Raw genomic sequence first — 12,018 nt, forward strand, 5'->3', positions numbered from 1 at the left:
GAAACATAGAACAGATGGCACGCTGATTATTTCTCCAGTATCCCAGCATTTTGGATCATTTATTTCTTGGATTACTCGTCAAATAAACACGCTAGGATTAACATTAAAAAATTCTCCCAGCGCCTTAGCTTGCGCCTTGCTAATCGCCCGTTTCCCATTAACCACCTCAGAGACTACTCCTTTAGAACCAATCACGCCCACTAAATCGGCTTGTTTGAGTTCGCGAACTTCCATGAGATGCAATAGAACATCCTGGGGAGTCGCTTCTGGGATTGGGTAATACTTGGCTTCGTATTCTTCGATCAACAGAGCCCAGAGGCTTAGTAAAGTTTCTTCTTCTAATGTTAATTCTTCCTGAGACATCAGAGATTCTACTTCTGCGAGGGCAATATCGTAATCTTCTTCGTTCAGGATGAGCTTAGGCTGCGATTTCGCCAGCAGTTGACCGTAAGCTGTTTTCTCAATTGTTATATTCATGGTTCATTCCCTTGTTTAATTAGACATAGTTCTAAAGTAGAAGGTGGGGGTTTGTTTCTCGATCTCATGCTTTTGACGATGGGTGTGAATGTTTTTGGTTTGTTAAATTTCTCGGCTAATCTGTATTGATTCCCGATATGCTTAGGTAGAATTTAACTGATTTTTATTTTGACTTCATCTTCATTATCCCAGTTAATTTTGCTATAGTCGGCATGAGTTAAGAACTGCTTAAAATATATAATTTTGCTTTTGTATTTAACTTGTACAATTAATCGATACTGATTGCCTTTAATATTAAAGATGGTATATCCACCGACTTGATCGACCGATCGCGAATATCCGTTTCGCACATCTTCTAGGGATTGCCAATCGTTGTCTTGGATTAGCTGGTACCAGGATTCGATCGCACTCTGGGCATCCGGGTAGGGTTCGATCGCACTCAGAAGATTTTTCTTAGAAATCAGTCTCATAGATCGTTTCTCAACTACCATTCCATATTCTCATTTTGAGAACTGCCCGTCAAGTCTGTACTTGAATTTTTCCTCAAGAGCCTTTTGCGCGATCGCGAACCCTTTGACATTTCAACAAATTTGGTTTACACTTAGCCGGTTGCGATCGCCAATGGTAAGATCGGCTCAAGCTAAATATTTTATTAAAGCGCTGAGGCGCAAAGTAATTTCATGGTATACTCTGGAACTGTTTGCTGGCTTCGCTCCACTGCCCGGATTACGATCGGGGCGATCGCAGCTTTTACCCTGTTGCAACCGATCCAAGTCCAAGCACAACAACCCTCTGGGCCAGAGAACCAACGGCAAGTCGAACCGGCGGACGACCCCACAGACCCCAACAATCTCCGCCCTATGACGCAAGACAGCAGCCTGCTGAGCGTCCAAGGAGGCCAGCGTTTGATGACAGAAGCCAGCAGTGCTATTTCCAATCAGAATTACGCACTCGCTACTCAAAAGCTGCAAGAATCTCGCCAAATTTTCAATCAACTGTCGAACTTCTACCAACAACTGGGGAGCAGTTTTGCCGGAATTGACATCCGCTTGGCAGAAAGCCACCGCACCAAAGCTGTAGAAACAGCCCAAATGCGCGACGAAGCTACCTACCGGCTGGCGTTGGTACACCGGGCACAAAATAAACCGGAACTGGCTGTTCCCCTGTTAATTCAGATTATTCGATCGCAGCAGCCAACTCGCGACTTGGGCAAGAAAGCTTACCAGCAGTTACTGGAATTGGGTTTTGTGGATTCGCCCTTTCCCCGGCCTGCCAGCGCTCAACCGAGTTCATCGAAAAAATAGTTCCACTAAAACCTAAATTACAGCCGTTTATCAGAGAAACCAATGGTTACACCGTCTCAAGTAGCAGAAATGATTAAGGCAGGCTTGCCCGACGCTAAAATACAAGTTGACGATTTGACCGGTGGGGGCGACCACTACCAGGCGAGAGTAGTCTCTGCCGCCTTTGAAGGAAAAAGCCGAGTACAGCAGCACCAACTGGTCTACGGCGCTCTCAAACAGGCAATGGCTAATGAAGCCATCCACGCTTTGGGCTTGGAAACCTTAACTCCCGCAGAATGGGAAGCCAAAAGTCAAGTTGCTTAATTGTTGAGTTGCAAGTGGATATCACAAGTTTGTGCTGGTGTCAATAGTTGCTTGAGAGACAACTGCTCCGCTTACGCACAAAAACCACAAAAACCCGGTTTTTTTACCGGAATCTATGGCTGTAACGAAAGATTTTCGTAAAAAACGCGGTTTCTGCGTCAGTCAACGTTGAAAAATTTTCAAACAATATTAGGATCTACCATGACTACAGCAGCACATGAAAGAATTGACGAGTTGGTTAAGCAAAACAAAATCATGGTGTTTATGAAGGGCAATAAGTTAATGCCCCAGTGCGGTTTTTCTAATACTGTGGTGCAAATTCTCAATACTTTGGGAGTGCCTTACGAAACTGTTGATGTTTTGGCCGACCAGGAAATTCGTCAAGGCGTTAAAGAGTATTCCAACTGGCCGACAATTCCCCAAGTTTATATCAACGGCGAGTTTATTGGCGGCTCGGATATTATGATCGAGATGTATCAAAAGGGCGAATTGCAAGAAGTTGTAGAAGTGGCTTTGGCTTCTTAAATTAGACAGAACAAACATATCCCCGACCTCTTAAAGAAGTCGGGGATATAACAGCAATCGGGTTTTACGTTGAATTAAGTTAATTTACTTAATTACTTGTGTCCAGCCAGAGCCGGGGAAGGCAATGCGGTCGGCTCGGCATCCAATTTTTAGGCTCCGAAAGCGAGGCCGAGCCTCTGGACATCGGTTCCCAGGCAGAGCCAAGGAACCCGTTACAATTCCCAATTCCCAATGCCCAATTCCCAATTCCCAATTCCCAATTCCCAATTCCCAAATCATCAAGGGTTTATCAAACCGAATTTGCTATTTAATAGTAGTCTGCTTCAGTTTGTGTCTGTGGCATTGCAAAATTGGAGGGGTCGTGAATGTAACGCGCTGCTTCTTCCTCTAGTCTGTGAATCAAATAGGGTTCCAGACCGTTGGAATGCCGCAGGGCTGCTAAATAGCCGTCTAAGTAAAGCCGCAGGTCATCGAAGCGATAACCTCTATTCCACATTTCGACGAGGGCGTCGGTGAGTTTTTGGTAGTGCCGGATTGTTTGGGTGTCTTGTAGCATAGTGTGAGATTGAAATCCTTTGTGGTGTATAATGACGGCGGGATTTAGGAACGGCCTCGATTGATGCTGAGTGGCTCAGCTTGAGGCTATTTCTAAATAAAAGTTTTTACCCTGCTCAACAGGCTACCCTCCATAAAAAATTTCACTCGTTGCAATGCAGTTGCTCGACTTTTTGCGCGCACCTAGATAATTCGCTGTGCGTTTAATGGAGTCGGGATGTTGCTGAATTTTGCGGTTAAAGTGTCTGAGTGTTCCGGCTACCGAGCGAACGGTTGGAGGAATTCTAGTTTCACTTGCGCGATTTGTCAACCTCCTGGGAGTGGGGGCTGGGTCGGGGGGATCGCTTTGGGCAGGCGGTTGGGGCATGGGGTCGATCGGCTTTACACTGTCTTATTTTCATTGTAAGCTCATCGCCAGAATGATTTAACCTTTCTGCAGGCTGACCCTGCCAAATTAACCCAATATTTAAAATTCCTAGCCGAGGTATGTCCGCTGCTTTAAATCCAGCTCATGCTTGAGTAGCGATGGTTACAAAAGCTTGACAAAAGCTCTGTTAACCTTGTAGCAATTAGTGATATGGGAAGCTCGCCTCTGTGGAATCTGCAAGTATTTCAATTGTTGAAGGGAATCCGCACCTGCGATCGCTCTTGGGCTGGCATCTACAGCAAGTCGGTCACTGGGTGCACCAGTCAGCGGATATCAGTCACGCTAGGGAAATATTTTTCAGCCGCCAGCCAACCCTAGTCATTCTGGATGCCCAATTGCCGGATGGGGACGGTTTGGAATTTTGCAACTGGCTGCAACAGCAGCAGCAGTCGCTGATTTTAATGCTGTCAGCGCGGAATTCGGAATCGGATATTGTTGAAGGTTTGAAGGCGGGGGCAGACGATTACCTGACTAAACCCTTTGGGATGCAAGAGTTTATGGCGAGGGTGGAAGCTCTGATGCGCCGCAACCGCACGATGGTACCGCCGGCGACGCTGGAGTGCGGGCTGCTGAAAATTGATTTGGTGCAGCGCCGAGTCAGGTTGTATGAGGAACATATTGAGCTGACTCCCCAGGAATTTAGCCTGCTGTACGTGCTAGCTCAAGCTGGAGGAGTGCCGCTGTCGCGCTCGGATTTGCTGCGGAGGGCGTGGCCCGATGCGATTGATAACCCCCGGACGATCGACACTCACGTACTCTCTCTGCGTAAAAAAATCGAAATCGACCCGCGACAGCCGAGCCTGATTCAAACTGTACGGAATGTCGGCTACCGACTGAATCTGGAGTTGTTGAATAATGCCAATCAACCGCATTCCCCAGTGCCCAGGGCGGTGCTTTCTTAGACTACGATCGGGCTATAAGTCTGATTTTATTTTGGGAATTGATTGGCGATCGCATCTGTTTTCGCAGCCATAATAAAATCATTCCGGTGCAGTCCAGAAATCTCGTGAGTCCACCAAGTAACGGTAACTTTTCCCCACTCGGTTAACAGTGCGGGGTGATGTCCTTCGGTTTCTGCTGCTTCGCCGACGCTGTTTGTAAAGGCGATCGCACTTTTGAAATCCGGGAATTCGTAGGTGCGTTCTATTTGGGGAACGCCATTTTTTTCGATGAAATTCCAGTCGGGAATTTGAGGTTTTAGCTGGACAATTTCGTAAGCTGTGACGCGGGGAGAGTTTGGGCGGCAGGCGGCACAGCGTTCTTTTGCTAAAGGTTCCATAAATTGCTTGTTCGTGATCGCATTCTAAAAGATATTATAGACATTTCTCATGTGAATTATTTTGGATGGGGCAACTGTTATTTAGGAGTGACGTAGAGAGTGTGATGGAAATCGTTCCAAAAACAGATGAGCAATCATTTAAAATTTATGGAAATAATCGTTCACCGTGGAATCGCTTAACCGATAATATCAGGAAGGGCGGGTTGATTGGGCTATCTTGCTGATATTGTAAACGTTGGCGAACCCGCCCCTGCAAGTGCGATCACTCAACCGATAATTTTCTTAATCAAATCCAACTTACCTAGATAGGGAGCGTAGCGCCATTTTAAGTCAAGTAAAAATGACTTTTGCAGCACGCTTTTTTGATGCGAAAAGGTGTCAAAACTTGCTTTGCCGTGATAGGTGCCGATGCCGCTGTCGCCCACTCCGCCAAAAGGTAAACTTGTTACTCCGACTTGCATAACGGTGTCGTTTATGCAAACTCCGCCTGAAGAAGTTTCCCGCAAAACTCGCTCTTGTTTCTCTTTATCCTTCGAGAACAAATACAAAGCTAGGGGTTTGGGACGGGCGTTGATTTGGGCGATCGCCTCCCCGAAATCATCATACTCCAAAACTGGCAAAATGGGCCCAAAAATCTCATCCTTCATCACAGGCGCATCCCAGGAAACTTTGTCGATAACCGTCGGTGCAATATATTTATCTTCCGGGTTTGTTTGACCGCCGACGACAATTTCTCCGTCTTTGATAAACTCTGCCAAACGTCCTAAATGATGCTGATTGATAATTCGAGAATAGTCGGGACTTTTCTGCGGATCGTCGCCGTAAAATCCGTGAATTGCTGTTTTAATTGCCTGCATCAAATGGGGTTTAACTTTTTTATCAACTAACAGGTAATCTGGAGCGATACAAGTTTGACCGGCATTGATGAATTTGCCCCACGCAATGCGTTTAGCAGTGTATTCAACTTGAATATCTGAGTCTACAATGCAAGGAGTTTTGCCGCCTAATTCTAATGTGACAGGTGTCAGGTGTTTGGCGGCGGCTTCCATGACTATTTTACCGATTTTTGTGCCGCCTGTAAAGAAGATGTGGTCGAATTTTTCGGCTAATAATTGTTGGCTGATTTCGACTCCTCCTTCGACGGCTGCTACATAAGCGGGATCGAAGGTTTTGGTAATCATGTCGGCGACAACTGCCGACGTGTGCGAGGCGATTTCTGAAGGTTTGAGGATGGCGCAATTGCCGGCGGCGATCGCCCCGACCAAGGGTGATATCATTAGCTGAAATGGGTAATTCCAAGGCCCGATGATTAAAACTACGCCCAAAGGTTCTGGGTAAATGCGGGCCGATGCTGGGAATTGATCGATCGAAGTAGGCACTTTTTTCGGCTTTGCCCACGATTTAACATTTTTGATGGCATAATTAACTTCTGCGATCGCAGCAATTTCAAAATAAGCCTCGTACTCCGGCCTGTTCAAATCAGCCTTGACAGCATCCACAATCCGTGATTGATTGGAAACGATCGCACTTTTGAGGTTTTTCAGTTGTTCGATCCGAAAATCCACATCCTTAGTTTTCCCAGTAGCAAAAAATTGCCGCTGCCGCTGGATAATATCGCTGACTCTGATTACCATATTTATTCCTCCATGTCTATCAATAAATGTTACAACAGGAAAACGGAACTTGGGTAAAGTGCGATCGGTGTTAGATTCCCGACTTCTTCAATAAGTCGGGGATATTGGCTTTATGCTATAACTTATAAGGTATTAAGTGTAGATTTTAATGTGAGTTAAGTCATGAAAATCTCTAAAAACGATTTTTTTTTCTATTCCTGCTGGCTGCTTTGCTTGCTTGCAGTAGCAGGATGTACCTCTAAGCCCCAAAAGCAAGTTGTCATCTGCTCGAAAGACTTTACCGAACAAGTCATCCTCGCAGAAATTTTAGCACGCCATATCGAAGCTAAAACAGATATCAAAGTAGAACGAGAACTGAATCTCGGCGGCTCGCTTTGCCATCAATCTCTAATAACAGGTAAAATCGACTTGTATGTCGAATACACGGGCACTGCTTACGCCAACCTGCTCAAACAAAAGCCGATTTCTGACCCCAAAAAAGTCCTCGATTACCTCAAACAAGAATATCCCAAACAGTTTAAAGCAGAATGGACGGAACCACTGGGATTTAATAACAGTTTTGCGATTATTGTCCGGGGAGACGATGCCAAAAAACTCAATTTACAAACTCTCTCGCAACTTGGGAAAGCTGCACCTAACCTCCGGGCTGCTTTCGGCCCAGAATTTAAGGAGAGAGAAGATGGATTTCCCGGATTAGCTAAAACTTACGGGATTAAGTTTCGAGAAGAACCGAAGGAGTTGCTGTTAGGATTGCTTTATCAAGCGCTGCAACAAAAAGAAGTAGATGTGATTGCTGGTAATACGACGGACGGTTTGATTCAAAGTTTAGGTTTAGTAGTTCTCAAAGATGACAAGAACTATTTCCCGCCCTACGAAGCAGTTCCGGTTGTGCGATCACAAATTTTGGAAAAATACCCGGAATTGCGTCCAGTCCTCGCAGAATTGGGCGGCAAAATCTCTGAAAAAGATATGCGTCAACTCAACTATCAAGTTGATAAGAAACAGCAGGAAGCTGGAGAAGTAGCCCAGGAGTTTTTGCAGCAAAAGCTGGGCGAGTCAAAGCCCGTAACTCCGGCGAAATAAACGGTTTAAATTTTAGTATATTCTCCCGTCAGCCTACTTTTCTTTCGTTGCAAAACAGCAGCTTTTATTGCTTCTATTTGCGACTCTGCAACTTCAACCGTAATTGCTTCGACATTGAAACCCTCTAAGCTATAACTGTCTTCTTCACCTTCAGGCATCGGGTAATGCTCAACAATAGTTGCTGTAGCACCTTTTTGTAGATTGTATTTGGGAATGTCTTCGCGCAATGCTACCTCTGAAAAAAATTCAAATTTCATGGGATTAACCTTTTGTTAGCGCATGGTAAGGTGCGCCGCGCGCGCACCCTACAATACAGTTATATCGTTTCCGCTAGCATCGGAATTATTAGCCAAAATTAGGACACGGCAATGCCGTGTCCCTACAATATTATTTTCGGTAGGGACACGGCATTGCCGTGTCCTCTATATCATTCCGATGCAACCGGATTTGATATTAGACTGCACTCCTAACTCACTTGACTCAGCCGCCGCAAATTCAAAATATCGCTCATCTTTTTAATTTGCATACAAGTCCGCTCGAACTGTTCCTTATCCTCAATATCCATGCACAAGTCAATTAATGCGGGCAAACCGGGATAGGTTTTTACTTGAGCGCTGCGGACGTTGACTTTGTTGTCCTTTAAATGCGACAATACATCGTTAAGAACTCCTACTCGATCGAGAGCCTCAATTTGAATGTTGACTGCATAAGTATTCGGACGGCTAGCATTGCGATCGCTCGAATTCCAACTCACAGGAACTAACCGATCGCCCGGTACGCTCTCAACATTGGAACACCCTTGCCGATGAATCGAAATTCCGCGAGTGCGAGTCACAACTCCAATAATTGCTTCCCCAGGAATCGGACAACAACAGCCGGATAAATGGTAGAGCAATCCCTCTACACCTGCGATCGGCGATTTGCTCGGAGACGAACTCGGTACTGGTTTCGGTGCCGTCGATGCAGGTATTAGCTGGGGCAATTCCTGTCCTCCTGCGGGAGCAGCTTCAATTTTTTGCTGCAATTTTACTAAATCTCGCAGTCGATTTACTACGAGATTTAGAGTCACTTCGCCGTACCCCAAGCCGGCGATTAAATCTTCGACGCTGTGGTAGTTGCAGCGCTGAGCCACAGACTGCATGGGTTCAGATTTTAGCAAAGATTCTAAGCCGTTTTTACCTAATTCTTTTTCCAGCAATTCCCGCCCGCGAGCAAGATTTTCATCTCGGTGCGATCGCTTCAACCACTGGCGAATTCTGTTTTTCGCTCCGTTTGTCTTGACAAAATTCAGCCAGTCGGAACTTGGATGACCATTTTTTTGGGTCAAGATTTCTACAATATCGCCGTTCTTTAAAACCTTGTCTAGTGTTACCATTCGCCCGTTTACTCTGGCACCGGTGCAGCGATTGCCAATTTCTGTGTGAATGCGGTAAGCAAAATCTACGGGAGTTGAACCGCTATTGAGAGCAATCACGTCTCCGTTAGGAGTAAAAACGTAAATATCTTCGTCGAATAAGTTGTCCTTAATGCTTTGTAAATATTCGCGATCGTCTTTGAGGTCGCTTTGCCATTCTAGGAGTTGTCGCAGCCAAGTAAATTTTTCGTCGTCGCCGGTGACTGTTGTGTTAGAACCGCCAGTTTCTTTGTATTTCCAGTGGGCGGCAATGCCGTATTCTGCAATGTGGTGCATTGCTACGGTGCGAATTTGCACTTCGATGGGGCGGCCGCTGGTTCCGATTACTCCGGTGTGTAAAGATTGATAGCGATTCGCTTTTGGTAAACCGATATAATCTTTAAAGCGGCCGGGAATCGGGCGGAAAGAATCGTGGACGATCGCCAAAGCCCGATAACAGTCATCATTGCTTTCTACTATGATCCGCACCGCAGCAATATCGTACACTTGGTTAAACCCTTTTTGCCGGCGCTGCATCTTCCCATAAATCCCGTACAAATGTTTGGGACGGCCGCTAACTTCATAGCATTTAATGCCTAAATTGTCAAGCCTTTCTCGCAAACAATCTGTGACTTCTGCGAGTTGAGTTTCTCGATCGGCTCGCTTCTCGGCCACCAATTCCTGAATTTCGCGGTAAGCTTCGGGTTCCAGGTATTTAAAGGCTAAATCTTCCAATTCCCACTTAAAGCGGCCGATACCCAAACGGTTTGCTAGGGGAGCAAAAATATCTCGGGTTTCTAGGGCAATACTGCGCTGCTTTTCTTCGGACAAATGCTCCAAAGTCCTCATGTTGTGCAGCCGATCTGCGAGTTTGACGACAATAACGCGAATATCTTTAGCCATTGCTAGGAACATTCGGCGGAAATTTTCAGCGAGGCGCTCTGTTTTGCTGGAAAAATTAAACTTAGAAAGCTTGGTGACACCTTCAACCAACTGTCGCACTTCCGCGCCGAACCGCTGTTCTATTTCTTCGAGAGTAATATCTGTATCTTCAACAATGTCGTGGAGGAAGCCGGCGGCAATCATGACGTTGTTGCCGCCCATATACCGGAGTATTCCAGCGACAGCTACCGGATGGCAAATGTAAGGTTCTCCAGATTTGCGGTATTGTCCTTCGTGCAAGTCGCGGGCAAATTCAAAGGCCCGACAAATTAAGCTATCGTCCGTCGAGCAATTCGGGTTAGAGCCCCCATCAGGCTCCGATCGAGTATTTAGGCATTCTTGCAGCCAATCGGGAACTACAGCAGGATCGATCGAAGGAGAGGGAGTCAGAGTGTTCGCGTTCATGGGGTACACCTTTAAAACTTAGAAATACAAATGGTTAAAAGCCGGTTTCCGGTTGAATCGCGGAAATTATGTGTTTAGCTATACTAAACTAATTGAATGCCACAATTTGCAATTCAAAAAAATAGTGGATTTTTCCCAAACTATACCTATGTAATCCCGAGTCGCCCCCCCTCGTAGGTAGGAAAATATAGTGACACCACTGCAGCCGCCGCAGTCTGTCGATCGGGGAAAATCGGGTAAAATAAGCATATTTTGGCGGTAGCAGTTGAGGTTGCGGGGGATCGGCATTTACTGGCAACGCTAAACTAAAAGCAGCAGCCAGAAGGGTAGAGTCAGGGCAGGAAATCAAAAAAAGTTCTCAAAAAACAGGGAATTGCTCCAAAAACGCACGGCTTCCCTCCATATGAGCAAACTTAAGTAAGTATCTACTTTGATTATAAATACAAATATGTTTACAAAATCATGATATTGTCCGAAGACCGTCGCCAGTGCTACCAAGAATTACAGCAAGCACTAGAACAACTACAAAGAACTGCTGCACAGGATAATCTGGATCGGGCCGCGCTGGCGATCGAATACAGAAAAGTGCAACAATTTTTCGGAAACCAAATTATGAGAGCCGAAAGCGATGACTTAGACGCCTCAGAAACACCCCCAGAGCAGTCGTATTTGACGGAAATTCACAAGCAACTGCGGTTACTGGGGACAGATGTCACGTTTTTGCAAGCGTCGCGCCAGCCAGCGACAGCAAAGGCGAGGCAAACTGCGGCGATCGCGCGGCTTAACACGCTAATTGGCTACTGTGGCGCGCTGCTGCAAAAAAATTCTGGTTCTTCAGGGCCCGCCCAGATACAGAATTAATAATTGAATTAACAGGGAATTAATAAGGCAAGGAGAAATAAAGCGGTGGAATGTCCAAAATGTAAACATCCCAATTTAGAAGGTGGTACCTTAGCCGGCCGTATGTCGGTGCAGTGGTGTCCCAACTGTTACGGTATCTGGATTCCAGGCAGAGAATACGAAGCTTGGCAAAAAGAGCAGAGCCAGTGGTACAACAAATCCGAGAAGCCTGATGCGACAGGGACTCTCGGCATAGAATTCACGCCGTCTGTCTACGACAGCAAAGCAGCCCTGTGTCCCGAAGACGGTCACTATCTGTCGCGGGCGAAAGTTCCTTTCAGCAGAGTGCCCTTTTACATAGAGCGCTGTATGTTGTGCGGTGGGATTTGGTGCGATAACGGCGAGTGGGACATTCTCGAAAGTCTGGGATTCCACACCGAGATTGACAAGATGTTTTCTCCGAATTGGCAAGCTAAGGCCCGCGTGCAAGAACTCGCCTCTCGGGAACGTCAAGTGCTGACTGAGAAGCTGGGGCCGGATATCGCCGGATATGTGTTGGAACTCGCGGAAGTTTTAGCAGACCATCCTCACGCAGACTGTGCCGCTACTTACATACTGCGGAGAGCTGAGCTGAAGCGAAGGGAAATTTAGTCAGTTGACTGTTGACGGTTGACTGTTAACGGTTGACGGTTGACTGTTGTTAGTAAGCGGTTGGTCGGTTAATGATGTAGTAATAAAATCTTTGTTTGTAGCAATTTCTATTGGTATTTACAAACTGTTGACGGTTGACTGTTAACGGTTGACGGTTGACTGTTGTTAGTAAGCGGTTGGTCGGTTAATGATGTAGTAAT

General features: G+C 46.1%; 14 protein-coding genes. 7 read left to right on the plus strand and 7 right to left on the minus strand.

Annotated elements, in window-relative coordinates:
- Positions 1-78 precede the first annotated feature (78 nt).
- Both QT994_RS26055 and QT994_RS26060 read right to left on the minus strand, forming a co-directional pair.
- A complete protein-coding gene (locus QT994_RS26055) occupies positions 79-477 on the minus strand; it encodes a transcriptional regulator (protein WP_333179749.1) in 399 nt (132 codons plus the stop codon).
- Positions 478-629: 152 nt separating this feature from the next.
- A complete protein-coding gene (locus tag QT994_RS26060) occupies positions 630-947 on the minus strand; it encodes a type II toxin-antitoxin system HigB family toxin (protein WP_333179752.1) in 318 nt (105 codons plus the stop codon).
- A gap of 210 nt (positions 948-1,157) precedes the next feature.
- On the opposite strand from QT994_RS26060, the gene QT994_RS26065 reads away from it, so the two are divergent.
- The 3 genes from QT994_RS26065 (at position 1,158) to grxD (ending at position 2,609) form a co-directional block, all read left to right on the plus strand.
- Positions 1,158-1,781, plus strand: a complete 624-nt coding sequence (locus QT994_RS26065) for a hypothetical protein (RefSeq protein ID WP_333179755.1) — start codon at positions 1,158-1,160, stop codon at positions 1,779-1,781.
- Between the two features lie 42 nt (positions 1,782-1,823).
- Entirely contained in the window at positions 1,824-2,084 is a 261-nt protein-coding gene (locus tag QT994_RS26070; RefSeq protein WP_333179758.1) for a BolA family transcriptional regulator, read from the plus strand.
- 201 nt (positions 2,085-2,285) lie between these two features.
- Positions 2,286-2,609, plus strand: a complete 324-nt coding sequence (grxD, locus tag QT994_RS26075) for a Grx4 family monothiol glutaredoxin (protein ID WP_333042762.1) — start codon at positions 2,286-2,288, stop codon at positions 2,607-2,609.
- A gap of 307 nt (positions 2,610-2,916) precedes the next feature.
- Here the strand turns inward: grxD and QT994_RS26080 are convergent, their stop codons facing one another.
- A complete protein-coding gene (locus QT994_RS26080) occupies positions 2,917-3,165 on the minus strand; it encodes a DUF6761 family protein (RefSeq protein WP_006634037.1) in 249 nt (82 codons plus the stop codon).
- 593 nt (positions 3,166-3,758) lie between these two features.
- On the opposite strand from QT994_RS26080, the gene QT994_RS26085 reads away from it, so the two are divergent.
- Entirely contained in the window at positions 3,759-4,493 is a 735-nt protein-coding gene (locus tag QT994_RS26085) for a response regulator transcription factor (protein ID WP_333179760.1), read from the plus strand.
- 26 nt (positions 4,494-4,519) lie between these two features.
- Here QT994_RS26085 and QT994_RS26090 read toward each other — a convergent pair whose 3' ends face one another.
- Positions 4,520-4,870, minus strand: coding sequence for a 4a-hydroxytetrahydrobiopterin dehydratase (locus tag QT994_RS26090; protein WP_333179763.1), 351 nt, complete (start codon positions 4,868-4,870; stop codon positions 4,520-4,522).
- A 266-nt stretch (positions 4,871-5,136) separates the two neighbouring features.
- Positions 5,137-6,504, minus strand: a complete 1,368-nt coding sequence (locus tag QT994_RS26095) for an aldehyde dehydrogenase (protein WP_333179765.1) — start codon at positions 6,502-6,504, stop codon at positions 5,137-5,139.
- Positions 6,505-6,666: 162 nt separating this feature from the next.
- Between QT994_RS26095 and QT994_RS26100 the strand changes: the two genes are divergently transcribed.
- The gene (locus QT994_RS26100) at positions 6,667-7,587 is read left to right on the plus strand and encodes a glycine betaine ABC transporter substrate-binding protein (RefSeq protein ID WP_333179766.1); all 921 of its coding nucleotides are present in this window, start codon (positions 6,667-6,669) and stop codon (positions 7,585-7,587) included.
- Between the two features lie 5 nt (positions 7,588-7,592).
- Here QT994_RS26100 and QT994_RS26105 read toward each other — a convergent pair whose 3' ends face one another.
- Positions 7,593-7,844 (minus strand): DUF4926 domain-containing protein, encoded by a 252-nt coding sequence (locus QT994_RS26105; RefSeq protein ID WP_333049146.1) that lies wholly within the window; start codon positions 7,842-7,844, stop codon positions 7,593-7,595.
- 209 nt (positions 7,845-8,053) lie between these two features.
- Positions 8,054-10,327 carry a bifunctional (p)ppGpp synthetase/guanosine-3',5'-bis(diphosphate) 3'-pyrophosphohydrolase gene (locus tag QT994_RS26110; RefSeq protein ID WP_333179768.1) on the minus strand — a complete coding sequence of 758 codons (2,274 nt, stop codon included), beginning with the start codon at positions 10,325-10,327 and terminating at the stop codon, positions 8,054-8,056.
- A gap of 462 nt (positions 10,328-10,789) precedes the next feature.
- Between QT994_RS26110 and patD the strand changes: the two genes are divergently transcribed.
- Positions 10,790-11,188: a heterocyst frequency control protein PatD gene (gene patD / locus QT994_RS26115; RefSeq protein ID WP_333179770.1), complete on the plus strand. Its 399-nt coding sequence runs from the start codon at positions 10,790-10,792 to the stop codon at positions 11,186-11,188.
- Between the two features lie 45 nt (positions 11,189-11,233).
- On the plus strand, positions 11,234-11,818 hold the full coding sequence (locus tag QT994_RS26120; protein WP_333097139.1) for a zf-TFIIB domain-containing protein: 585 nt from the start codon (positions 11,234-11,236) through the stop codon (positions 11,816-11,818).
- The last annotated feature ends 200 nt before the right edge of the window (positions 11,819-12,018 follow it).

The organism is Microcoleus sp. S13_B4, assembly GCF_036700885.1.
Taxonomy (GTDB): Bacteria; Cyanobacteriota; Cyanobacteriia; order Cyanobacteriales; family Microcoleaceae; genus Microcoleus.